At 49.8% G+C, this 25,051-nt stretch carries 21 protein-coding genes; 17 read left to right on the top strand and 4 right to left on the bottom strand.

Translation table 11 applies throughout. The annotated features are described in order from the left end of the window. The first annotated feature begins 75 nt into the window (after positions 1-75). The 12 genes from DWY84_RS02090 (at position 76) to DWY84_RS02035 (ending at position 13,253) form a co-directional block, all read left to right on the top strand. On the top strand, positions 76-513 hold the full coding sequence (locus DWY84_RS02090) for a tripartite tricarboxylate transporter TctB family protein (protein ID WP_118530423.1): 438 nt from the start codon (positions 76-78) through the stop codon (positions 511-513). A 17-nt stretch (positions 514-530) separates the two neighbouring features. Continuing rightward, positions 531-2,036: a tripartite tricarboxylate transporter permease gene (locus tag DWY84_RS02085; protein ID WP_118530421.1), complete on the top strand. Its 1,506-nt coding sequence runs from the start codon at positions 531-533 to the stop codon at positions 2,034-2,036. A 566-nt stretch (positions 2,037-2,602) separates the two neighbouring features. Continuing rightward, entirely contained in the window at positions 2,603-3,760 is a 1,158-nt protein-coding gene (locus DWY84_RS02080; RefSeq protein WP_243024714.1) for a MalY/PatB family protein, read from the top strand. Between the two features lie 49 nt (positions 3,761-3,809). Further along, positions 3,810-4,886, top strand: coding sequence for a tripartite tricarboxylate transporter substrate binding protein (locus DWY84_RS02075; RefSeq protein WP_118530419.1), 1,077 nt, complete (start codon positions 3,810-3,812; stop codon positions 4,884-4,886). A 133-nt stretch (positions 4,887-5,019) separates the two neighbouring features. Further along, a complete protein-coding gene (locus tag DWY84_RS02070; RefSeq protein WP_178716544.1) occupies positions 5,020-5,457 on the top strand; it encodes a tripartite tricarboxylate transporter TctB family protein in 438 nt (145 codons plus the stop codon). Between the two features lie 12 nt (positions 5,458-5,469). Continuing rightward, complete coding sequence (locus DWY84_RS02065; protein WP_118530415.1) at positions 5,470-7,008, top strand: tripartite tricarboxylate transporter permease; 1,539 nt, start codon at positions 5,470-5,472, stop codon at positions 7,006-7,008. A 141-nt stretch (positions 7,009-7,149) separates the two neighbouring features. Next, positions 7,150-8,025, top strand: coding sequence for a LysR family transcriptional regulator (locus DWY84_RS02060; protein ID WP_178716541.1), 876 nt, complete (start codon positions 7,150-7,152; stop codon positions 8,023-8,025). A gap of 110 nt (positions 8,026-8,135) precedes the next feature. Continuing rightward, positions 8,136-9,392, top strand: a complete 1,257-nt coding sequence (locus DWY84_RS02055; protein WP_118530411.1) for an aminotransferase class I/II-fold pyridoxal phosphate-dependent enzyme — start codon at positions 8,136-8,138, stop codon at positions 9,390-9,392. Further along, the gene (locus DWY84_RS02050) at positions 9,332-10,573 is read left to right on the top strand and encodes a mandelate racemase/muconate lactonizing enzyme family protein (protein WP_279220295.1); all 1,242 of its coding nucleotides are present in this window, start codon (positions 9,332-9,334) and stop codon (positions 10,571-10,573) included. The genes DWY84_RS02055 and DWY84_RS02050 overlap by 61 nt, the downstream gene beginning before the upstream one ends. Positions 10,574-10,611: 38 nt before the next feature. Continuing rightward, positions 10,612-11,874 carry a 3-isopropylmalate dehydratase large subunit gene (gene leuC / locus DWY84_RS02045; protein WP_118530409.1) on the top strand — a complete coding sequence of 421 codons (1,263 nt, stop codon included), beginning with the start codon at positions 10,612-10,614 and terminating at the stop codon, positions 11,872-11,874. Continuing rightward, complete coding sequence (gene leuD / locus DWY84_RS02040) at positions 11,874-12,368, top strand: 3-isopropylmalate dehydratase small subunit (RefSeq protein ID WP_118530407.1); 495 nt, start codon at positions 11,874-11,876, stop codon at positions 12,366-12,368. The genes leuC and leuD overlap by 1 nt, the downstream gene beginning before the upstream one ends. A 186-nt stretch (positions 12,369-12,554) precedes the next feature. Next, positions 12,555-13,253: a YoaK family protein gene (locus tag DWY84_RS02035; protein WP_243024712.1), complete on the top strand. Its 699-nt coding sequence runs from the start codon at positions 12,555-12,557 to the stop codon at positions 13,251-13,253. Between the two features lie 387 nt (positions 13,254-13,640). Here the strand turns inward: DWY84_RS02035 and pcp are convergent, their stop codons facing one another. The 3 genes from pcp to DWY84_RS02020 are packed head-to-tail and all read right to left on the bottom strand — an operon-like array spanning position 13,641 to position 15,960. Further along, complete coding sequence (gene pcp, locus DWY84_RS02030) at positions 13,641-14,285, bottom strand: pyroglutamyl-peptidase I (protein ID WP_118530405.1); 645 nt, start codon at positions 14,283-14,285, stop codon at positions 13,641-13,643. A gap of 60 nt (positions 14,286-14,345) precedes the next feature. Continuing rightward, entirely contained in the window at positions 14,346-15,275 is a 930-nt protein-coding gene (locus DWY84_RS02025; RefSeq protein WP_118530403.1) for a DUF979 domain-containing protein, read from the bottom strand. Between the two features lies 1 nt (position 15,276). Beyond that, entirely contained in the window at positions 15,277-15,960 is a 684-nt protein-coding gene (locus DWY84_RS02020; RefSeq protein WP_207665119.1) for a DUF969 domain-containing protein, read from the bottom strand. 304 nt (positions 15,961-16,264) lie between these two features. On the opposite strand from DWY84_RS02020, the gene DWY84_RS02015 reads away from it, so the two are divergent. Both DWY84_RS02015 and DWY84_RS02010 read left to right on the top strand, forming a co-directional pair. Further along, entirely contained in the window at positions 16,265-17,110 is an 846-nt protein-coding gene (locus tag DWY84_RS02015) for a DegV family protein (protein WP_118530400.1), read from the top strand. Between the two features lie 715 nt (positions 17,111-17,825). Beyond that, positions 17,826-19,157 carry a solute carrier family 23 protein gene (locus DWY84_RS02010; protein WP_118530398.1) on the top strand — a complete coding sequence of 444 codons (1,332 nt, stop codon included), beginning with the start codon at positions 17,826-17,828 and terminating at the stop codon, positions 19,155-19,157. 42 nt (positions 19,158-19,199) lie between these two features. Here DWY84_RS02010 and DWY84_RS02005 read toward each other — a convergent pair whose 3' ends face one another. Beyond that, entirely contained in the window at positions 19,200-19,874 is a 675-nt protein-coding gene (locus DWY84_RS02005) for a helix-turn-helix transcriptional regulator (RefSeq protein ID WP_118530396.1), read from the bottom strand. A 129-nt stretch (positions 19,875-20,003) separates the two neighbouring features. On the opposite strand from DWY84_RS02005, the gene ssnA reads away from it, so the two are divergent. From ssnA to DWY84_RS01990, 3 genes are all read left to right on the top strand, one after another. Next, positions 20,004-21,344 (top strand): putative aminohydrolase SsnA, encoded by a 1,341-nt coding sequence (ssnA, locus tag DWY84_RS02000; protein WP_118530394.1) that lies wholly within the window; start codon positions 20,004-20,006, stop codon positions 21,342-21,344. A 69-nt stretch (positions 21,345-21,413) separates the two neighbouring features. Then, positions 21,414-24,407 carry a putative selenate reductase subunit YgfK gene (ygfK, locus tag DWY84_RS01995; protein WP_118530392.1) on the top strand — a complete coding sequence of 998 codons (2,994 nt, stop codon included), beginning with the start codon at positions 21,414-21,416 and terminating at the stop codon, positions 24,405-24,407. A gap of 74 nt (positions 24,408-24,481) precedes the next feature. Further along, complete coding sequence (locus tag DWY84_RS01990; protein WP_118530390.1) at positions 24,482-25,021, top strand: 4Fe-4S binding protein; 540 nt, start codon at positions 24,482-24,484, stop codon at positions 25,019-25,021. The last annotated feature ends 30 nt before the right edge of the window (positions 25,022-25,051 follow it).

Raw genomic sequence — 25,051 nt, 5'->3', positions numbered from 1 at the left:
TTAGAATCTAAACAGGCCAATTATTATTTTCATTTTCCTTAACGCGCGTACAAAAGAAGGTAAGGAGGTTGTGGGATGAGTAAAAAGCAACGGATCATCGAGCTTGCTATGCCGGCTGCCTTTATTCTGATGGCAGCTTACGTAGCGGTTCAGTCATTATCCATGGGAAGTGAGGGGATCTTTCCCATGATGTCTGCAGGAGTTCTGTTTCTTTGTGCAGTGTATCTGCTGTTCCAGACACTGAAAAAGCAGCAGGCGGTCGTGAATCTGCAGGGCGTAAATCTGAAAATGGTGGGAATTACGCTGCTGGCTCTGCTGGTATATGTGTTCCTGCTGAAAAAAATCGGTTATGTCATTGATACGTTTCTTCTCTGCGCGTTTATTATCCGCTCACTGGGATACCGGAAGTATGGCATGATCGCAGTCTGCTCCGCAGTTGCGGTGGCTGCAGTGTTTGTGATTTTTAAGGTGGTGCTGTCTGTGCCGCTTCCAATGATCATACTTGATTTTTAACGCGAGGAGGGAAATGTATGAGCGGTATTTTACTTGGGTTAGGGCAGCTGGCTCAGCCGATGGCCCTGCTGGCATTGCTTGGAGGCGTGGTGATCGGACTGATTGTTGGTTCGCTTCCTGGACTGAACGACAGCATTACCATGGCAGTTCTGATCCCGATCACATTTGGCATGGAGCCATGCGTAGCCATCTGTCTGCTGATCGGAATTTACTGTGCATCCGCGTGCGGCGGCTCTGTACCGTCTATTCTGTTAAAGATTCCGGGAACTGCATCCGCTACTGTAACAGCCTATGACGGTTACCCGATGTCACAGAAGGGAAAGAGCGGCGAGGCGCTGGGACTGGCTATCTCCAGTTCTACCTTCGGCGGCATCAGCAGTGCAATTGTTCTGCTGTTTCTGTCTCCGTTCCTGGCCCGTCAGGCTTTGAAATTCGGCCCGCCGGAATATTTCATGCTGGCCATCCTTGGCATGAGTACGGTAATCGGCATGGCTGGAAAGAACGTGGTAAAAAATATTCTGGCCATGGCCGTCGGCCTTTTATTCAGCTGTATTGGCATGAGCCCGCAGACCGGACTGGCCCGTTTCACCTTTGGACAGGTCAGTCTGATGGATGGGATTTCCCTGATTCCAATGCTGATCGGTCTCTTCGGTATTACTTCTATATTAGAAATGATCGAATCCATCAAGGGAAAGACCGATGCCAGGCAGTTTGTGGAGGACGTAAAAGAGAATTACCAGAAGGTAAAGGTAACACTGCCGGATCGGGCTATGGCCAAACGCCTGCTTCCAATCTGGATCCAGTCCAGTGTCATTGGTAATGTCATCGGAATCATCCCGGGTGCCGGCATGATCATGGCGATCTTCATGGCTTATGATCAGGCTTCCAGAAGATGTCCGAATCTGGAATTTGGTACTGGCGTACCGGAGGGCGTTGCAGCGCCGGAATCAGCCAATAACGCAGTGGTAGCAAGCTCCATGGTACCTCTTCTGTCTCTGGGCGTTCCCGGAAACTCTACCTCATCCCTGTTTCTGGGCGCGCTGACTATTCAGGGACTCAGAACCGGCCCGACTCTGTTCCGTGATACTCCGGAGATGGCCTACATGATCATTCTGGGCTTCCTGCTGGCGAATATCATTATGCTTCCGCTGTCTGTTTACTACTGCAATGTACTGGCCACGGCCGTACTGCGCCTGAACCGGAAGATCTTAAGCGGCATTGTTCTGGTATTATGTGTGACTGGTGCCTTTGCGGTAAGCAACAATATCTTTAATGTTGCGGTTATGGTATTCTTTGGATTCGTGGGCTACAGCTTTAACAAATATAAAATCCCGCAGTCTCCGCTGATTCTGGCTTCCATTCTGGGCAGCATGATGGAGAATAACTGGACCCAGAGCATGAAGTTTGCGGATGGTTCCCTGAGCGTGTTTGTTACAAGACCGTTAAGCTGCGGTCTGCTGATTCTCTCAATTATTTTCATTGGACTTCCGCTCTGGAAACAATGGAAAGCAAAAAAAGCATAAAGAAGAACAGGATATCCATTACAAAACAGAATGGATATCCTGTAAACAGGACTGTCTGAACGGGCAGTCCTGTTTTGCTTTCCGAGGTTGTATTTCTGGAAAAAATGAAAGAAAACAGATTGACAAAAAGGAAAATATCCAGTATAACATATTAACACACCAGTTAAGTAGGAATAAGGTTAAGCAAACAAAGAAATGATTGCGATCCGGGCATAAAGAAAAGCTTTCCACTTTAGAAAACAAGACAAAATTAAAAAAATAAAGGGAAAAGGCAAAAAAACGGATCAAAACGGAATTCACACTTTCTTTTATGTGGTAAATTGCACAAAAAAAATCAATAACTTTATTGGAATACAACAAACTGTACAATGGTATATTGACAAACTAAAAAAAAGGGTTTAGACTCTAAACATGTTCAACATATGGTATACCAAAGTGGTCCTGATAGGAAATGCCTATGGGACAATCAAAAAGCAGTATTTTACAAATGTCGGTCCAGAGCCTATGATGAAAACAGGCATAGGGAGAGGGTTACCGGTGCTGATGAAGAAAGGGGAATGCTGAAGATGAGTTTGGTACATGATTTTGACGAGGTTGTCAACCGGAGAGGAACTGATTCCAAAAAATATTCCGTATATCCGGAAGATGTCATCCCAATGTGGATTGCAGACAGTGATTTTAAGGCTCCGCAGCCGGTTGTAGATGCGCTGGTAGCAAGAATGCAGCAGGGCGTATACGGCTACACTCCGATTAGCGAGCGTTTAAAGAAAGCAGGAGCAGGATGGCAGAAAAAACGTTTCGGGTGGGACGTGGATCCGGAATGGGTTGAATTTGTTCCGGGCGTTATTACCGGACTGATTTGTGCGGTACGTGCATTGAGCCAGCCAGGAGACAACATTGTGATCCAGTCTCCGTGTTATCCGCCGTTCTCAGATCTTTCCGATCATAACGGACGCCATTTATTAAGAAACAAGCTGGTTTTAACCGGAGATCATTACGAGATTGACTTTGAAGACTTCGAAGAGAAATGTAAAGATCCGAGAACAAAATTATTTATCCTCTGTAACCCGCAGAACCCGACTGGTCATGTGTTTACGAAAGAGGAACTTACAAAGCTTGGAAATATCTGCATGAAATACCATGTAATTGTTCTTGCAGATGAGATTCATCAGGATCTCGTAAGCAGCGGACACAAGCACATTCCGTTTGCAAGTATCTGTGAGGAATTCGAGCAGAACAGCGTTTCCTTTATGAACCCAAGCAAGACCTTCAATGTTCCGGGATTCCGTACCGCGGCCTTCATCGCTGCAAACCCGGTACTCAAGAATGCAGTTCATGATATCGTAGTCAATAATAAGCAGATTGGTGAGAATATCTGCGGAACCATTGCATTCTGTACTGCATATGAAGCGTGCGATTACTATGCAGACCAGCTTGCAGTTTATATTGAAAAGAACCGTGCCCTTGTCGAGGAAACCCTGAAAGATGTAAAGGGAATCAAGGCAATCCATGCAGATGGTACTTATTTCGTATGGCTGGACTGCCGCGGACTGAATATGAGTCAGGACGAGCTAAACAAATTCTTTGTTGAGACTGTGAAGCTTGGATTTAACAGCGGCAAGACCTTTGGTCCGGATGGAGAGGGATTCCTCCGGATGAACATCGCCTGTCCAAAATCCACGGTAGAACAGGCACTTGATCGGATCGTGAAAGCGCTGGCATAAACCAGGCTTGGAAATGAACGATAGATAAAAGAAAAAGGAGAGAGACAGTATGAAAAAAAGAATGGCAGCATTATTATTCGCAGGAATCATGGCAGCATCTTTAGCAGGATGCTCCAGCAAACCTGCAGAGACCACTGCAGCAGCTACCGAAGCAGCTACCGAGGCAGCAGCTGAAACAAAGGCAGAGGAGACTGCAGCAGAAGAGAAGGCAGCTGAGACCGTGAAAGAGGCTGCAAAACCGGACAATTTCCCGAAAAAGAACATTAAGATCATCGTTCCTTACGATGCAGGCGGCGGTGTAGATATCACCACTCGTATCCTGGCAGAAGCGGCAGGAAAAGATTATTTTGACGGTAAGTCCCTGATCGTTGAGAACATGGCAGGCGGCGGTGCTGTTATCGGTCATACCGCTGTGGCTAACGCAGATCCGGATGGCTACACATTACTGGCTTACACCAGTGCAGTTGTAAACAACCCGCTGTTAAAAGATGTAACCTACACTCTGGACAGCTTCAAGACGCTCGGCATGGTATGCTTCGATCCTGAGATCCTGGTAGTTCCGCCGACTGCAGAGTACAAGACCTATGATGAGTTCGTTGAGTATGCTAAGACTCATACCGTAAAGGTTGCAACTCCGGGTCATTCTACTGCACATCACATTGCAGCAATCCAGTTTGCAAAAGACCTTGGCTTAAAATTTGAGTATCTGCACAACGACAGTGCATCCGTACAGATGCAGCAGCTGATGGGCGGTCACTGCGATGCAGCTTTCATGGCTGTTGGTGAGACTGTAAGCCAGATCAAAGATGGTACGATCATCGGCCTTGCAATGGGCGGTGAAGAGAGAAATGCAGACATCCCGGATGTACCGACCTTCACAGAAAAGGGTGAAGATCTGGTAGCTGGTGCATTCCGTGGCTACGCTTGCCCGGCCGGTGTTCCGGATGATGTATACAATTATCTGGTATCTGAGTTCGACAAGATCATCACTTCTGACAAGTTCATTGATGCTATGAAGGAAGCTTCCATTCCGTATGCATACAAGAACGCAGCAGATTTCCAGGCATATGCTAATCAGTGCTCTAAGGATCTGGAGGCTCTGGTTCCGGAATTAAAGGGCAACTAATCCGAGTAAACATTGTAAGCATTCGTAAGCATTAACTGCCATGATGCGCCGCGCCTCGCGGGCTATAAAGCAGCCGGGCGCGGCGCATTTTTTCTTACAGTGTGAAGAAAACGATAAAAAAGGAGGAATTGCTGTGAATAAAAAGCAATTAATGATCGAACTGGCTATGCCGATTGTGTTTATGCTGGTTGCGGTTTATGTTATTGTGAAAGCTATTCCGATGGAGAGTGAGGGTGTATTCCCTATCATGTCAGCCGGTGTGCTGCTGCTCTGCGCGGTATACTTATTTGTTGAGATTCTGATCAAGCACCAGCAGGTTGTAAAGCTGGAAGGCGTGAACCTGAAGATGGTTGGAGTTACACTTCTGGCTCTGGCTGTTTATGTATTTCTGTTAAAGAAAATCGGTTACATCATCGATACCTTTGCTCTGTGCTTTTTCATAATCCGTTCCCTGGGTTACAAAAAAACCGGAGTTACCCTGTTGTGTTCCGCGCTTGCAGTTGCATGCGTATTCTTTATCTTTAAAGTATTATTGTCAGTTCCGCTGCCGATGATACTGCTTGATTTCTAAGGAGGTGGGTGTATGAGCGGCATTTTATTAGGTTTGGGGCAGCTGGCACAGCCCACTGCGTTACTTGCTCTTTTGGGCGGTGTTGTTATCGGCCTGATCGTTGGTTCCCTTCCGGGACTGAACGACAGTATTACCATGGCGGTTCTGATCCCGATCACATTCGGTATGGAACCACAGGTTGCAATTTGTCTTCTGGTTGGTATTTACTGTGCATCTGCCTGCGGCGGTTCTGTTCCGTCCATTCTGTTAAAGATTCCGGGCACTGCGTCTGCTACGGTAACTGCGTATGATGGTTATCCGATGAGCCAGCAGGGAAAGAGCGGACAGGCCCTCGGACTTGCAATATCCAGTTCCACCTTTGGCGGACTGACCAGTGCGATCGTTCTGTTATTCCTGTCTCCGTTCCTGGCTAAGCAGGCTCTGAAATTTGGCCCGCCGGAGTACTTTATGCTGGCTGTTCTTGGTATGAGTACCGTAATCGGCATGGCAGGCAACAACATTGCAAAGAACATTCTTGCCATGGCTGTCGGCCTGATCTTCAGTTGTATCGGCATGAGCCCGCAGACCGGTCTTGCAAGATTTACCTTCGGCCAGGTCAGTCTGATGGATGGTATTTCCCTGATCCCGATGTTAATCGGCCTGTTCGGTATTACTTCAATTCTTGAGATGATCGAGGGTATTCAGAAGACCCCGAAGGTGAAAGAAGTAAAACAGAAGGTAGAAAACTTCAAGGAAGATGTAAAAGAGAACTACAAAAAAGTAAAGGTGGTTCTTCCGGACAAGGAAATGGCGAAACGCCTGCTTCCGATCTGGGTACAGTCCAGTGTTATTGGTAACGTAATCGGAATTATTCCAGGTGCCGGCATGATCATGGCAATCTTCATGGCATACGACCAGGCTTCCAGACGTCGTCCGAACCTCGAATTCGGTACTGGCGTTCCGGAGGGTATTGCGGCTCCTGAGGCAGCAAACAATGCAGTGGTAGCAAGTTCCATGGTTCCGCTTCTGTCTCTTGGTGTTCCTGGAAACTCTACCTCTTCCCTGTTCCTTGGCGCACTGACGATTCAGGGACTGAGAACCGGCCCGACCCTGTTCCGTGATACCCCGGAAATGGCATACATGATTATCCTTGGTTTCATCGTAGCCAACATCATCATGCTTCCGCTTTCCGTTTACTACTGTAACTTCCTTGCAACCGCAGTACTTCGTCTGAACCGTATGATTTTAAGCGGCATCGTTCTGACCCTGTGTGTAACCGGTGCATTTGCAGTAAGCAACAACGTATTCAACATTTATGTCATGGTATTCTTCGGATTTATTGGATATACCTTCAATAAGTACAAGATTCCGCAGTCTCCGCTGATCCTTGCTTCTATCCTGGGAAGCATGATGGAGAACAACTGGACTCAGAGCATGAAGTTTGCTGACGGCTCTCTGGCTGTATTCGTTACCAGACCGTTAAGCTGCGGCTTACTGATTCTGTCCATCATCTTTATCGGCATGCCGCTGGTAAAACGTATCAAGGCAAATAAAGCAGCAAAGGCTGCTTAAAACAAGGAAAACACTGCAGATGGAACCGGGGGACAGCATTTATGCTGTGTCAGTTCCGTCTGTGGTGTTTTTTCGTTCCGTGTCGTGCCTGTATAGAGCAAAGGCGCGGAGACCATGAATAAAAACGGAAGGAGAGAATATATGAAGATCAGCCAGATGGAATATTTTTCCTGCGTTTGTCGGTGCGGGAGCATTACGAAGGCTGCAAAGGAACTGCATATTTCCCAGCCTTCTGTGACAGCCGCGGTTCATGAACTGGAGAAAGAACTGGGGGTAAACCTGTTTCTGCGGCGAAACAACAAGATTCAGCTGACGGAGGAAGGATGGTTTGTGCAGGAACGCATTGACGGAATCCTGAAAAGCATGGACACCCTGAATCGGGATCTAAATGATTTCGTGGGGCAGAAAAATCATATCCGCCTTGGGGTTCCGCTGCAGATCGGAAGTTTTCTGCTGCCGCTTCTGTTTGGCAAATTCCGGCAGGAATATCCGGATATCTGCCTGGAGATTGAGGAGAGCGGAGCCATTGACATTGTAAAAAAGCTTCTGGATGACCAGCTGGATCTGGCCATTCTTTCCGTGGATACATCCCGGACCTGGGATGTGGAATGGACCCACCTGTACAATTCGGAGTTCTGTTTCTGCGTCTCAAAAGATCACGAACTGGCGAAGAAGGAATCTGTGAGTTTTCAGGAAGCCTGCAGCTGTCCGCTGGTGGTATTCAAGGAAGGCTTTTATATCAACGAGCGGGTGCGGCAGCGGATGAAAGAGAACGGTGTGGTGCCGGATATCTGGATGGAAACCAGTCAGCTGCATACCATCAAAAATCTGGTGATCCGGGATGGCTGCGGGGCATTTCTGCTCCGGGACGCAGTCCGCATGGATGATCAGATCTGCGCGATTCCCCTGGAAAATCCCATGCGGGCAGAGATCGGTTTGATCACCCGCCGGGGCAAGGTGATTTACAGTGATGCGCGCACGCTGATTTCCTTTATCAAACAGGAACTGAAGCGATAAGCCATAAAAAGAGGTTATGGAGATATAGGAAAAGGATATTTTACGCTGTATAGCCATTCCTATTATAATAAGAACAGAATGTATTGTGGAAAACGGAAAGGAGAAATCTTATGAAATATGTAACACTTGCAGATCATGCAATGCGTGAATATGCACCGGATAAAATTTTTGCGGCAAGTCAGAAGGCCAAAGCAGCTATTGCGGAGCTGGGCGGAGATGCCGTGATCAATTCCACCCTGGGCGAGTGTCAGGATGATGACGGAAAGCTGATGGTGCTCCCGACGGTAGAGAAGATGCTTCGTTCGATGCCGGTGGAGGAGATGTGCAGCTATGCGCCGATTGGCGGTATACCAGGTTTCAATGAGGCAGTTCAGATTTCTCTGTTTGGCCATGTGAGTGAGCGTTTTCATGTGGAATCTGTTCCGACTCCGGGCGGATGCGGAGCGCTGCGCCATGCAATCTGGAACTTCCTGGATAACGGGGACAGCATGCTGACCACCGACTGGATCTGGGGACCGTACCGCAACATCTGTGAGGAACACGGACGTTTCCTGAAAGATTTCCCGATGTTCAATGATCAGGATGGCTTCAATGTAGAAGGAATGGAAGATGGATTAAGAGAACTTCTGGAAAAACAGAAACAGGTTCTGCTTCTGTTAAATACTCCGGCTAACAACCCGACTGGTTATTCCATGACAAAAGAAGAGATGGACAAGGTGGTTGATGTTCTGAAAAAACTGGCAGCTGAGTATCCGGACCGCCGCCTGACGTTCTGTCTGGATGTGTCCTACATCGATTTTGACGGAACCTTCGAGGAGACCAGATCTATTTTTGACAGCATTCATGATATGCCGGGAAATATGATGACTCTGGTGGTATTCAGCATGTCCAAGAGCTATACCATGTGCGGTATGCGCTGCGGTGCCATCGTATGTCTGGCGGAAACGAAGGAGGCGGCAGACCTGTTTAAGGCAGCCATGTCCTATTCCTCCAGATCCGTATGGTCCAACGTAGTCCGGATTGCTCAGAGAATACTGGTTGATATCAACCTGAATCCGGAGGTGAAGGCCGAGGTGGACAAAGAGCGTCTGGTATTCTCAGAACTTATCACCAAACGCGGTCAGACCTTCTACGGGGAAGCACAGCGTGTTGGCTTAAAGTGCTGCCCGTATAAGCATGGATATTTCATTGCGATCCCGTGTAAGAATCCGGCAAAGGTAGCCGCATATCTGGAAGAAGAGCATGTATATGTGGTTCCGCAGAAGAAGGGACTCCGTTTCTCCCCGTGCGCAGTAACTACCGATAAATGCCTGCGAGCACCGGCCATCATCAAGAAGGCAGTAGACAGAGTGGAGGCAGAAGCATAAAGATTACCGATATCAAATTAATTCCAGTCAATAAATTCTTATTTGTAAAAGTGTACACCGACGAAGGCATCACCGGAATCGGAGAATCCGGTGACTGGGGCTTTCTGGAGTCCTCCGGCGAGGTGATCAAATCCTTCCGGGAGTATCTGATCGGACAGGATCCGCTGCGGATTGAGCATCACTGGCAGTACATGTACCGCTGCTTTCATTTCCGCGGAGCGGCTGTCATGGGCGCACTGAGTGCCATCGATATCGCACTGTACGACATTGCCGGAAAGTATTACGGCGTACCGGTATACCAGCTGCTGGGCGGCAAGGTAAGAGATAAAGTCCGGGTATACTCCCACGTATCCGGCGGCTCCTTTGAGGAACTGATGGAGAGCTGTCTGGCAGAGAAGGAGAAAGGCTTTACGGCCATCGGCCATTTATCCCCGTTCCTGGATGAGCCGAGATCCACCCGCTATTTTGAGACTTACGCGAGAAAAATGAGCAATGGCGTGGAGCGCCTGAGCCGGATCCGTGAGGCCGTTGGCCTGGATGTGGATTTGTGTATTGAGAACCACCGCCGCTTAAACCCGGCAGAGGCTATTGCGCTGGCTTCCCAGTTAGAGCCGTTGTTCCCGATGTTCTATGAAGATCCGCTGATCCCGGATAACTTTGATTCCATGGCCTGGGTGGCTCAGAAAATCCGCATTCCGTTAGCAACCGGTGAGCGGATTCACACACCGCAGGAATACCAGATGCTGGTAAAACGTCAGGCACTGGATTACCTGCGCGTGAGCATTTGTGTATGCGGCGGCTTCACCGGAGCAAAGAAGATTGCAGCCATTGCGGAGGCCAACCATCTGGGAATCATCCCGCACAATCCGTTAAGCCCGGTAGCAACCGCAGCCTGCATCCAGTTAGACGCGGCAGTTCCATGCTTTACCATTCAGGAATATCCGGATCCGAACGGCCCGGCAGCTCATGCGCGCTTTGTATTTGAGAAGACCGGAAAATCCGAGTTCCATGTCTGCGACATTGTGGACCGCATGCCGGAGTGCAAAGACGGCTTTCTGATCGTGCCGGACGCACCGGGACTTGGAATTGAGCTGTTAGATGGTGTGGAGGAAAAATTCCCGTTCGAGCGCCGGAAAGTGGTAACTAGACTGACCACCGACGGAGCTGTTATGGACCAGTAAAAAGAATATATACAGATAAAAAGGAGTGAGAGAAACCGATGAGTATGACGATGACACAGCAGATCCTGGCCCGCCACTGCGGCCTGGAGTCTGTAAAAGCGGGAGATCTGATCGAGGTATCCCTGGATCTGATCCTCGGAAATGACCTGACCACCCCGGTAGCGATCCGTGAGTTCGCGAAAATCGAGGGCGCGAAAGTGAAAAATCCGGAAAAAGTAGTAATTGTAATGGATCATTTTACCCCGAATAAGGATATTCAGACAGCAACCCAGTGCAAGGCCTGCAGAGAGTTTGCGAAGGCCCAGGGAATTTCTGATATTTATGATGTAGGAAACGGCGGAATCGAGCATGTGCTGCTTCCGGAGAAAGGCTATGTACATACCGGTGACCTGATCGTGGGTGCGGATTCCCACACCTGTACTTATGGTGCATTCGGCGCATTTTCCACCGGTATCGGAAGCACGGATATGGCTGCAGCCATGCTGACCGGAGAGCTGTGGTTCCAGGTTCCGCGCGGAATCCGCGTGGAGCTCCGCGGTAAAAAGAAAAAATGGGTATCCGGAAAGGATATCATTCTCTGGCTGCTTCGCCAGATCAGCGTAAATGGCGCGGACTATGCTTCCCTGGAGTTTGTGGGTGACATTGCGGATCTGACTATGGATGATCGTATGACCATCTGCAACATGGCGGTAGAGGCCGGTGCAAAGAATGCAGTATTCCCGGTAGATGATGTAACCAGAGCTTACTTAAAGGAAGTGGGTGCCGAGGGCGGTATTGCATGTGAGGAGGCTCCGGCTGACGCGTATGAGAAGACTCTGGTGCTGGATCTGGATGAGGTAGAGCCGATCGTGGCCTTCCCGGGCAAACCGGATAACGGCAGATGCTTCTCTGAGTTCGGCGAGGTGAAGCTGGATCAGATCGTCATTGGTTCCTGTACCAATGGCCGGCTGTCTGATTTAAAGGAAGCAGCAGATATCCTGCGCGGAAAGAAGGTTGCGCCGGGACTGCGCGTCATTGTTATTCCTGCGACTCCGAAGATTTACCGTGAGGCCATGGAGGAAGGCCTTCTGATGGATTTCATGAACGCGGGCTGCGCCATCATGACTCCGTGTTGCGGACCGTGTATCGGCGGAAGCATGGGTATCCTGGCAGCAGGAGAGCGTGCCCTGGCAACAACGAACCGGAACTTTACCGGACGTATGGGCCATCTGGAATCTGAAATCTATCTGTCCAGTCCGGCTGTAGCGGCGGCCAGTGCGCTTACCGGACGGATCACACATCCGCAGGAGGTGATGGAATAATGTTTATTCAGGGAAAAGCAAGACGCGTCGGAGATAATGTTAATACAGATCAGATGTATCCGACACGCTATACCAGTATTGTAGAAGACAGCGAAATGGCAAAGCACTGCATGGAGGATTATGATCCGGATCTGATCAAACGCATGGATCCGGGAGATGTTCTGGTAGCCGGAGTCGGCTTTGGCTGCGGATCCTCCAGAGAGCATGCACCGAAATCCGTCAAGGCAGCAGGATTTTCCTGCGTGGTGGCGAAAGGATTTTCCCGTATCTTCTACCGCAATGCGATCAATATCGGTCTTCCAATCGTAATCTGTACCGAAGCAGTAGACGACTGCCAGGAACTGGATGAGCTTGCCATTGATTTTGACAAGGGAATCCTCACGAACGTGACCCGGAACAAGACTTATGAGATTACACCGTTTCCGGCTTTCATTAATGATATCATGAACTGCGGCGGACTGATCAACCGCATCAAGCGCAATCTGTTCTCCTGATCCGGGAATGAAAGGAGGAGCCTGTTATTTCGCAGATAATCGTTGTGGGATAACAGGCTTTTTGTTTGGAATAGGGGTGGACATTTGCCGGAAAGTCAAGTACAATGAACCAGAGCCGGCAACCCGGGATCCGGGGAGCGGCTGGCAAACAAATGATGATAAAATGGGAAATGGATAGAAGTTATCATGAATACAGATTATTTGAAAAAATGTGCGGCGAAGCTGCTGACAGAAAAACAGATGTCTGAGGCGTTTCTGAATAATATGTTTCTGGCATTGTCCGGCGGACTTCAGGATGCCTATACCTATAATGTGCGCGATCATGTATTTTCCAATGCGCAGACTGGAAATGTGGTGCTCATGAGCCAGCATATCATCAGCGGTGACATGAGAAGCGCACTGAGGTATCTGGTACCGCTGGTTTCGTTTGTGCTGGGGGTTTATATTTCAGAAGAGATTCATCTGCATTTTAAAGACGCAAGGAAGCTGCACTGGAGGCAGAGCATTCTTCTGCTGGAGATTATCATACTGACGCTGGTAGGGTTTCTGCCGGAGGAGCGGAATATGCTGGCTACTGTGCTGGTTTCCTTTGCCTGCGCGATGCAGGTGCAGTCCTTCCGCAAGGTGGGCGGCTATTCCTACGCCAGTACCATGTGTATCGGCAACTTAAGAAGCGGAACCACAGCGCTGACCATGTATTTTGAGGAGCACAAGCCGGAGCAGCTGCGGCAGTTTCTCTATTATTTTGGCATTATTTTCTTCTTTGCCATTGGAGCCGGTGTAGGAGGTGTCATGTCCCTGCACTTTGGAATCACCACAATCTGGGGATCCAGTGCGATGCTGCTGGTCAGCTTCCTGCTGATGTTTCTGGAGCGGCTGCGTTAAAAATTTAAGAGCGTACAGCACTACAGGTCCGAAGCCGGTAATCCCGGCATACCGCTGCGCAAAATATGGGTATTGTGTTCGGACGATGCAGCTAACAGATGTTTGCGGATAGTCGGACAAGATGTCCGCTTCCCGAAAACGTCAGTCGCCGCATAGCCGGACACGTATATCCATATTTATGCTCCGCGGAATGCCGGGATAACCGGCTTCTACTGTATTGGCCCCGCTAAGAGAGAAATAAAATCAGCCAGAACGGTATGGATAAAAGCCATGATTTCCAGCTTTTATCAGTACCATTCTGGCTGTGTTTTTTATTAGGCAGGAAAGCAGAAGCGGGATACCACCCCGGCCTGCTTCGAACTTTTTGTGACTATTCTTAAATTGCTTTTAGTGGGTCTGTCCCTCGGCGGTGCGGATATCATCTTCATACTCTCCGATGGCAACGATAGCGGCCTCGATACCGCGGGCAATGTCCTTTAGGTTCATGGACGGTGCCGGTGCCGGTCTTTCGACTACCTGCTCCGGGATGAACGGAACGTGCATGAAGCCGCCGCGTACGCCCGGGTATTCCTTTGCCAGGGTGTAGAGAACGCCGTACATTAAGTGGTTGCAGACGAAGGTGCCTGCGGTGTTGGAGACGCTGGCCGGAAGGCCTGCCTCACGGATGTGCTGCACCATAGCCTTGATCGGAAGATCAGAAAAATAGGCCGGAGCACCGTCTTCGTAGATTGGCACATCAATCGGCTGGTTACCCTCGTTGTCTTTAATGCGGGCATCATCTAAGTTGATGGCTACGCGTTCCGGGGTGATGTCGTAGCGTCCGCCGGCCTGGCCGATGCAGAGCACTGCGTCCGGTTTTTCTTTTGCGATGGCAGCAGCTACGGTAGCGATGGATTTGTGGAATACGGTAGGAACCTCGACCTTTGTCACCTCTACGTTTCCGACTTTTTCAGAGACCAGCTTTACGGCTTCCAGGGCCGGATTGACTTTGTCTCCGCCAAAGGGATCAAATGCGGTTAAAAGAAGTTTCATGGGAAAACCTCACTTTCATGTAAAAATTTGGACAGTTGCAATAAGCGTCAGAGCATATGATTAAAATGCCAGGAAATACATGAGTAAAATATGAATGACCAGCATGGTGAGGGCCACCGGGATCTGGGATTTGATGACAGCATATTTGCTCTTTGTCTCGAGCAGTGCCACCGGCACGATATTGAAGTTTGCGGCCATCGGGGTCATCAGGGTACCGCAGTAGCCTGCGGTCAGACCAAGCGCGCCGATAACAACCGGGTTTGCGCCCTGCGCGATCAAAAACGGAATGCCGATTCCGACTGTGATAACAGAGAATGCCGCAAAGCCGTTGCCCATGATCATGGTGAACAGTGCCATGGAAACGCAGTATACGGCGGTAGCCGCAAACAGGTTACCGGTCGGGATTACGGCGCTGACGCCGTGGGCAATGACATCACCGACACCGGCAGCTGTAAAGAGGGAACCGAGAGCGGCTAAAACCTGCGGCAGGATGCCGGTCACGCCGACATTGTCTACGAGGCGGGTTCCGTCTGTAACCGCGTAGGATGGTTTGGTCTTAAACAGAAGCAGTGCCACAAGGAGGGCAATGGTTCCGGAAATACCGATGGCATTATTGGCGCCGAGTACCTTTAAGAAGGTTGCGACCAGCACCGCGGTAACTGCCAGGGTAAGCGGCGGAATGAATACGGCGTAGCCGGTCTTGTCGGCTGCTTTCCGGGTTTCCGCGGCTTGCGGTACATCACTTTTTGACGGAGCGACAAGACGCAGCGCGGTGAGTGCTGCCATCAGGACCACACAGGCGCCGGTGATCCAGCGCGGAAGATGAGCTCCGACAATGAAGGTGAATGCCAGGATAAACCAGAACAGCGCGGTAGTATGTTTTTTTGAGCAGTCCGGATCTTTTAATGCCTTTACGCCGTTGGAAATAAAGAAAAGGCCGATGATGCAGTAGAAGATCTCCGAGACGATGGTGCTTACGGTCCAGGTCATATTACATTTCCTCCTGTTTCTTCCGGTCTGAGAACCGGCGTTTTAAGATCTGGTCAAAGATCAGGGCATAGATCACACCGACAATAACAGCGAACACGGCGATCGGTACGGACTGTCCGGCAATCTGCAGGGCATCTACCGGATATCCCTGCTCGGTCAGGGTGGAGACGATCAGCAAAGTACCGGAGGAACCCATGAAGCAGTTCTGCGCAAAGAAGTTTCCGTAGTTTTCACTTCCGGCACACATGCCTTTGATATCATCCTCCGTCTTTTCGTCCAGCTTGCCATACTGAACTACGGCAGCAGCCTGGGCCATCGGATTGATCAGCGGGCGGATGAATTGCGGATGTCCGCCGATACGCAGGGAAAAGGCGGATGCAAGGGTACGGATGATCTGCCAGATGGCGATCAGGCGGCCGGTGGTCGCATTCTTTAAGGATGTGATAAAGTCTACGGCCTTATCCTTCAGACCGTTCCGCTCACAGATTCCGATGACCGGCAATGTGAGAATGAAAAGAGTGGCGGTACGGTTCGTGATAAATGCGGTGCCGAGGGTTTCGAGAATCTTCATAGGGCTCATGCCGGCTACAAGTCCGGTTGCAAGACCGGCCACAACAACAACGGCGAGCGTGTCAAGCTTTAAGATAAAGCCGACGATAACGATCAGGACACCGATCAGTTTGATAACTTCCATAAAAAACCTCCTTATGTGCTATTTGCAACTGCGTGGAAGCTGGATACAGCTGCGGTCTTGATGAAATCTTAACATACTGATGCAAAATTAACAATGACATTATTTTCCAGAAACAAAATCAGTCCCTCTGTGCAGGAACCATTACTTGCAATATCGGTAAACTATGCTATAATAAGTGGTAATTAAAACTATGTCAGATAGAGGACGTGCTGTAGATGCGAAACACGGATGCAGGCGCACCATACGGGCGCGGTAACGGAGAATACGGACAACAGCACGGGGTCGGAGGAAGATTATGAGCTATAAGATTTTTGGCGACAGCTGCCTGGACTTAACAGAGGAATTAAAGAAGGATCCGAGGTTTGAGATGATCCCTCTTACTCTTCAGGTGGATGACCATATGATAACGGATGATGAAACGTTTGACCAGAAGGCGTTTCTGGCCATGGTGAAGGCGAGCCCGAACTGTCCGAAAACTGCCTGTCCTTCCCCGGAGGCATTTAAAAAGGCCTGTGAGTGTGATGCGGACGATATCTATATTATTACCTTGTCCAGCCATCTGAGTGGTACCTACAACAGCGCAGTGCTCGGGAAAAAAATGTACGAGGAAGAGCATGGCAAGGGGAAAAAGAACATTCTGGTGATTGATTCCGAGTCTGCTTCAGCCGGAGAATTAAACGAGGCTCTGGCCATCCGCGATATGTACGAGGAGGGGCTCACTTTCAGTGAAATTTCTGAGCGTATCCTGAAAATGAGAGATGAGCAGCAGACCTATTTTGTGATCGACACGCTGGAGCCGCTCCGCAAGAATGGCCGCCTTACCGGACTGCAGGCCTTTTTTGCCACGGCGCTGAATATTAAGCCGGTTATGGGAGCAGATCACGGTGTCATCATCAAGCTGGATCAGGCAAGAGGCATCACCAAGGGACTGGCCCGTATGTGTGAGCTTGCCACCAGGCGTGCGGGAAAGCCGGAGGAAAAGCGTGCGGTCATCGCGCATGTAAATTGTCCGGAGCGTGCACTCCAGGTGAAGGCAGAACTGGAAAAGCGCGGGAATTACCGCGAGATCGTGATCACAGGCACGGCTGGTGTTGCCACGGTGTATGCGGGAGACGGCGGCATTGTTCTGGCTGTCGGCTAAAAAGAATTCATTGCTGTGTATAAAATTTTAAAAAAGTTAAAAATATCACACAATTCAAAGAATTTTGTGTATAATAGATAACGAAAGAAAACAGGGCGAAGAGGTCGTGGACGCATCCGAATCTCTTCACCCTGTTTTTCTCTGTAACTGTTCCGTATGGCTGCAGTTACATTTTCTACAGTGTGAAGAAAGCGCAGATCTGCGGCTTTCCCTAAACCCTGACTGTTCAGGGAGGCCCCCGGAAAAAATGCTGAATGTAATGATGCAAAAAACAAACAAATAGTTAGGCATGTATTGGGGAAAATACAGGTTTTTGGAATATAGTATACAATGAGCACAAAAAATATAAGGAAAATGAGAAAAAACTATCCAAAACACTTGCATTTCCCTGATTTTATGTTATGATTGAGTTAGCAAAATTATATTTAGCAAAAATAAAAAATAGTAAGGAGGGGAGGACCAGACGAACAGATTTCTGGTGGGGGCCGGAAGTCATTTTAGATGCTAAATACTTGTTTATTCGTTCCTGCCCGGTGGGTCCGCGGGATGGCCGCTGACCGTAAAAAACATAAACTGTAAGGCAAGAATTCCATTGCCGCAGGCAAATGAAATAGATTTTGCGGATTTCGCTTGTAACTGTGAAAAAATTAACAGTTGCGTTTTTCCGTGCTTTGGAACAAAACAGCAAGAATTGCTGTCTGGACCTCAAAGAAGCATGAAGGAGAAAACAAAAGAATTAGGAAACAGCAATGTGCTGTTTGACTTCTATGGGAAGAGACCGGAAATGTCCCAGCTTGTCCCGCTGAGTCTGCAGCATGTGCTGGCAGCTATCGTCGGTGTCATTACACCATCCATGATCATTGCGGGTGTCTGCGGACTGACTGACGCAGAGAAAACCATGATGATCCAGGCGGCACTGATCTTCACTGCGCTGGCTACGTTTTTACAGCTGTTTCCGCTGTTCCACAAGATTGGCGCAGCACTCCCGGTTATCATGGGTACCAGCTTCGCATATGTACCGACCCTGACCGCGATCGGCGGTGAATTCGGTATCGGTGCCATCATGGGCGCACAGATCATCGGCGGTATCGTAGCTATCGTATTTGCGATTTTCGTAAAGCAGATCCGTAAGCTGTTCCCAGATATCGTAACCGGTACCGTTATCTTTACCATCGGTCTTTCCCTGTATCCGACCGCGATCCGTTATATGGCAGGTGGTTCCGGACATCCGGAATTCGGCGGCTTAAAGAACTGGTTCATTGCTCTGCTGACTTTTGCAGTGGTACTGTTCCTGAACAACTTTACTAAAGGTGTGTTAAAGCTGGGCTCTTTGTTTTTCGGTATTATCGTTGGTTATGTAGTATCCCTTTTCATGGGAATGGTAGATTTCACTAATGTTATGAACACAACTTCCATCATTGAGTTCCCTCAGCTTATGCATTTCAAGATCGAATTTGCTCCGGCTGCATGCGCATCACTGGCTATCGTTTACGCAGTTAACGCAGTACAGACCATCGGTGATTTAACATCTACCACTGTCGGCGGCATGGATCGTGTGCCGACTGACAATGAGCTTCAGGGCGGTATCCTGGTTCAGGGTGTTGCAAGTATCGTGGGTGCGTTCTTTGGAGCACTTCCGACGGCTTCCTACAGCCAGAACGTAGGTATCGTAACCATGAACAAAGTAGTAAACCGCGTGATTTTCGCGGTATCCGCAGCAGTGCTTCTGATCGCAGGCCTGATTCCTGGTCTGTCCGCAGCACTTACAACCATCCCTCAGTGTGTCATCGGCGGCGCAACTCTTTCCGTATTCGCGCAGATCGCAATGACCGGTGTACGCCTGTTCACAAAGGATGGCATGACAGCAAGAAAGACAACCGTAGTTGGTATGTCTGTAGCACTTGGTGTTGGTATCACCCAGGTATCCGGATGCTTACAGGGACCTGGAATCCCGGCGTGGACCAATACCGTATTTGGAAGTTCGTCCGTGGTAGTGGCAACGATCATGGCGATCATCCTGAACCTCACCCTTCCGCCGGAAGAGTAAGGACAGTCGGATGATTTAATGCAAAAAGAAAGCCGAACAGTTTTAATCCTGTTCGGCTTTTGTTTCCTCGTCTTCGGCTTTGATCTCGTTTAAGTAACTGTAAAGCGTAAATTTTGAAATGCAGAGGACCTGACAGACACGCTGTCCGGACTTGGTAATGAGAAATGCTCCTGCGTCATTCAACAGCCGTATGAAGTCAATCTTGTCATCCTTTGTCATGACGGCGGCCGGTTTTCCGATACGCTGGAAGGCCTGCTCAATGAGCTCATCCAGAAGATCGCTGACGTTCAGGGATACGGTCTCAGGACTGGAGGCTTCCGTGGCATCCGCTGCAGTGGCAGTGAAGCTCTGGATGTGGGTCTGCGCAGCCAGCAGAATGGTGATATCATAGTTGATGCTTAAAATCCCTATGATCTTGCCCTGGCTGTTGCGGATGTAGATGGTACTGGACTTCAGAATCTTTCCGTCCTTTGTTTTTGTTAAATAGGCAAGCTTGTCATGCGTGTGCTTCGCACCGTTCTGCAGGGATTCCAGAACAATATGGGATGGTCCGTCACCGAGCTTTCTGCCGGTGATGTAGCCATTTTCAATGGCGACAATGGAGTGCTCTACATCGTTGCTCTCCAGATCGTGAATGACGATCTCGCAGTTGGAGCCAAACTGGGCTGCAAGACCGCGGGCAAGGCGTGTATAAAAATCAATTGCTGTTTTGTCCATGGTTTTCTCCTTTCTGAAAGCAAATCAGCTTATCATACAATTTGTTTGATGCCGTATTTATCATAGCAACTACAGATACAGAATGCAAGGAAAAATTAAAAAAACTAATTTACACAAGGAGGTATATTAATGCTGCTTATAGGAAATGGTAAAGTAATCACAAGAGACAGCGCGAATCCATACCTGGAGAACGGCGCAGTGGTAACCGATGGTGAGAACATCAAAGAGGTTGGCACCTTAGATGCCATGAAGCAGAAATATCCGGAGGCGGAGTTTGTAGACGCGCACGGCGGTGTCATCATGCCGGGTCTCATCAATGCGCATACCCATATCTATTCCGGACTGGCAAGAGGTCTTTCCATCGTGGGCAACAATCCGACAAACTTCCTGGAAGTTCTGGAAGGAACCTGGTGGGCCATTGACCGTCAGCTTGATCTGGACGGAACCAGAGCCTGCGCATGGGCTACCGTTTTAGACTGCATCCGTGACGGTGTTACCACCATCTTCGATCATCATGCAAGTTTCGGTGAGATCCCGGGCTCCCTGTTCGCGATCCGCGATGTCGTGAAAGAAGCAGGAATCCGTTCCTGTCTCTGCTATGAGGTTTCCGAGCGTGACGGCGAAGAAAAGACCGCGCAGAGCATCAAGGAGAACGCAGACTTCGCAAAGTGGGCCAAAGATGCGGATGATAGCATGATCAAGGCTATGTTCGGCGGCCACGCGCTGTTTACCATCTCTGACAAGACCTTCGAGAAGATGGTAGAGGCAAACAATGGCATGACCGGTTTCCATATCCATGTGGCTGAGGGCATGAACGATGTTTATGACAGCTTAAGAAATTACGGCTGCCGTCCGGTGAACCGTCTTTTGTACAACGGCATTCTGGGTGAGAAGACCATGCTTGGCCATTGCATCCATATCAGCCCGGCTGAGATGGACATCATCAAAGAGACCGGTACCATGGTGGTCAACAACCCGCAGTCCAATCAGGGCAACGCAGTAGGCTGCTCCCCGGTACTGCAGATGATGGCAAAGGGCATTACCGTTGGTATGGGTACCGACGCTTACACCCACGATATGTTAGAGAGCATGAAAGCATTCCTGACCATTCAGCGTCACAACGCAATGCTGCCGAACGTAGGCTGGTGTGAGGATGTGAAGATGCAGTTCGAGAACAACCGCATCATCGCCGAGAAGTACTTTGGCAAGACTCTTGGCATCTTAAAAGAGGGTGCTGCGGCTGATATCATCATCATGGATTACAAGCCATTCACTCCGTTCTCTGACGAGAATATTGACGGCCACATGATCTTCGGTATGGAGGGCAAGAACTGCCGCACCACCATCATCAACGGTAAGGTTCTCTACAAAGACAGAGAGTTCGTTGATCTGGATGAGGACAAGATCAACGCATGGACCATGGAGCAGAGTAAGAAGCTCTGGGGTAAGTTAAATCACAGAGTATACTAATAAAACCATATAAAAACTATATAAATGGGAAGCAAGGGTTAAATAAATGGCTTCCGACAGGAGGATAACATGAGCGAAATTATGAGACCAATGTCAATCGGCCATCTGATGCACTGGATTATGTCCGAATACGAGCAGAAAAAGAGCATCTTTGGCATTGAAAAGATTGTAAAGCATGAGAACGGCCAGGCACTTCCGATCTACGAAGAGAAGATCGAGTCCCCGTTTGGTCCGGCAGCAGGCCCGAACAGCCAGCTGGCACAGAATATCGTAGCAGCCTATGTGGCTGGCTCCCGTTTCTTCGAGTTAAAGACCGTTCAGGTGATGGATGGTGCTGACCTTGCGGCATGCATCAGCCGTCCGTGTATCATTGCAGGCGATGAGTGCTACAACTGTGAGTGGTCTACCGAGCTGTACGTTCCGCAGGCATTTGCCGAGTACGTAAAAGCATGGGTGGCATGTAAGCTGATCGCAAAAGAGTACAACCTCGGCGATCCGGACGCATTCGTATTCAACATGTCCGTTGGTTATGATCTGGAAGGCATTAAGTCCCCGAAGGTTGACAAGTACATCAACGACATGATCGAGGCAAAAGATACCGAAGTCTTCAAAGAGTGCATCAACTGGGCATTAGAGCATGTGAACGAGTTCAAGAACGTAGATGAGGAGTATATCCGCAACATCAGCTCCAACGTTTCCAACTCCATCACCGAGTCCACCCTGCACGGCTGTCCGCCTGCAGAGATCGAGCGTATCGCAACCTACCTGATCACCGAGAAGCACTTAAACACCTTCATCAAGTGCAACCCGACTCTGCTTGGTTATGAGTACGCAAGAAAACGTCTGGATGGCCTTGGATTCGATTACATAGCATTCGATGATCATCACTTTGTAGAGGATCTTCAGTGGGCTGACGCAGTTCCGATGCTACACAGACTGTATGACCTCTGCCAGGAGAAGGGTCTGGAGTTCGGCGTTAAGATCACCAACACCTTCCCGGTAGACGTAACCAGAAACGAGCTTCCGAGCAACGAGATGTACATGGCAGGACGCGCGCTGTTCCCGTTAAGTATCCATGTAGCACGCCTTCTGACCGATGAGTTCCAGGGCAAGCTGCGTATCTCCTACTCTGGCGGCGCAACCATCGAGAATATCAAAGAGCTGTTCGACGCAGGCATCTGGCCGATCACCATGGCTACCAACATCTTAAAGCCGGGCGGCTACCAGAGAATGAGCCAGATCGCGGACGAACTCATGGAGTGCGGCAGCGAGCGCTTCTCCGGCGTAAACGTAGCAGCACTGGCAGCCATCGATGACGGCGTAGAGGCAAAGGCTATGTACAGAAAGCCTGTAAAACCGCTTCCGGAGCGCCATGTAGATAAGAAGCTTCCGCTGTTCGACTGCTTCAACGCACCGTGCCGTAACGGCTGCCCGATCGAGCAGGATATTCCGGCTTACTTACAGGCTATGGTTGACGGCGATGCGAAGAAAGCACTCGAGATCATCTTAGAGCGCAACCCACTTCCGTTCATCACCGGCACCATCTGCCCGCATCACTGCGGCGACAAGTGCATGCGCAACTACTATGAGGAGACCCTGCACATCCGCGAGACCAAGCTGGCAGCAGCAAGCCAGGCATACAACGAGATCCTTCCGGCTCTGAAGGCTGAGGGCAGCGTAGCTGGCAAGAAGGTTGCTATCATCGGCGGCGGTCCTGCAGGTCTGGCAGCAGCTACCTTCCTGTCCCGCGCGGGCGTAGCAGTAACTGTATTTGAGCGTAAAGAGCAGTTGGGTGGTGTTGTACGCAACGTGATTCCGGAGTTCCGTATCACTGCAGACTCCATTGACAAAGATGTAGAGCTGTGCAAGGCTTACGGCGCAGAGTTCAAGCTTGGCGCAGAGGTTACCTCTGTGAAAGCATTAAAGGCAGAGGGCTACACCGATGTCATCGTTTCCATCGGCGCATGGAAGCCGGGCAGATCCCCGTTAGCATACGGCGAAGTAACCGACGCTCTGGAGTTCTTAATGGAGGCTAAGAAGAACGGCGCTTCCATGAACATCGGCAAAGATGTTGTTGTTCTGGGCGGCGGCAACACTGCTATGGATGTTGCAAGAGCTGCGAAACGTCTCCCGGGTGTTGAGCATGTGCGCCTGATCTACCGCAGAACCAAACGTTACATGCCGGCAGATGAGGAAGAGTTACAGCTGGCAATTGAGGATGGCGTAGAGTTCTTAGAGCTTCTTGCTCCGGTTGGCGCAGAGAACGGCAAACTGAAATGTTCCGTTATGGAGCTTGGCGCTCCGGACGCTTCCGGCAGAAGATCTCCGGTTGACACCGGCAGAACCGAAGAGTACCCGGCAGACACCATTATCGCGGCAATCGGTGAGACCATCGATACCACTCTGTACGCAGAGCTTGGCGTAGAGATGGACGCAAAGGGCCGTCCGGTTGTAGACGCAAACATGATGACTACTGAGGCTGGCGTATACGCAGTCGGAGATTCCAGAAGAGGACCGGCTACCGTTGTTGAGGCCATCGCAGATTCCGCTAAGGCTGCAGCAGCCATCGCAGGCATCAGCTATGACAAGTACGCAGAAGAGAACATTGCGGCAGACGAGAAGCTCTACACCGCGAAGAAGGGTGTTCAGAGCAGAGATACCGGGAAGACTCCGGATGACCGCTGCTTAGGCTGCCCGACCGTATGTGAGGTATGTACTGATGTCTGCCCGAACCGCGCAAATGTGGCAATCCATGTACCGGGCAAGTGCAAAGCACAGATCATCCATGTAGATGGCATGTGTAACGAGTGCGGCAACTGTGAAGTATTCTGTCCGTACAAGGGCGGCAGACCTTACAAAGATAAATTCACCTTATACTGGAGCGAGGAAGACTTCCTTGACAGCACCAATGAGGGCTTCCTGCCGTTAGAAGGCACCCAGGTCAAGGTTCGTCTGGACGGTAAGGTTGAGACTGTTGACATTGCCGGTGAGACTGATCTGTCTGCTGATACAGTGGCTGTGATCCGCACCGTATTAAAGGATTACGAATATCTGATCCACTAAGGGGTTAATATCCCGCGGCTGTCTGTGCAGCATGGCAGCAGCCGCGCGGTCATAAAAGGAGTTAGGGGTTTCACATGAAAAGAAAGAAAAACATTGCGGTCGTTCATTGCTCCGGTGGGGCAAAACAAAACGAGGGGATCGATTTTGCCGCATTACCGAAAGACTGTAACCAGATCCTGGAACAGTATCCGGACGGGATCCACAGCTGCAGCTACGGCTGTCTGGGCGGCGGAAGCTGCGTGGCTGCCTGCAAGCTGCACGCGCTCACCATCAACGAGAAGGGGGTCGCTGAGGTTGACAGGGATAAATGTGTCGGATGCGGACTCTGCGTAAAAGCATGTCCGAAGCATCTGATCAGTCTGGAAGCACCGGAGGGAACCATTCAGCCGCTGTGCTCTAACGAGCAGAAAGCCGCAGACGCAGGAAAGGCCTGCACATCCAGCTGCATTGGCTGCAAGATCTGTGAAAAATATTGTCCGTCCGATGCCATCCATGTGATTGATTTCCATGCAGTCATCGACCGGGAAAAATGTGTGGCGTGCGGCATGTGCGCAACCAAATGTCCGCGTGGTGTCATTCATGACGCAGACGGAATTTATGCAACTGCATTTTAAAAATTTGTAAGCCGCCGCGGACGCGCAAGT

It is taken from the genome of Clostridium sp. AF27-2AA, from assembly GCF_003478505.1.
Lineage (GTDB): Bacteria > Bacillota > Clostridia > Lachnospirales > Lachnospiraceae > Brotaphodocola.
The sequence above is the reverse complement of the archived record's forward strand: the minus strand, read 5'-3'. Positions and strand labels throughout refer to the sequence as shown.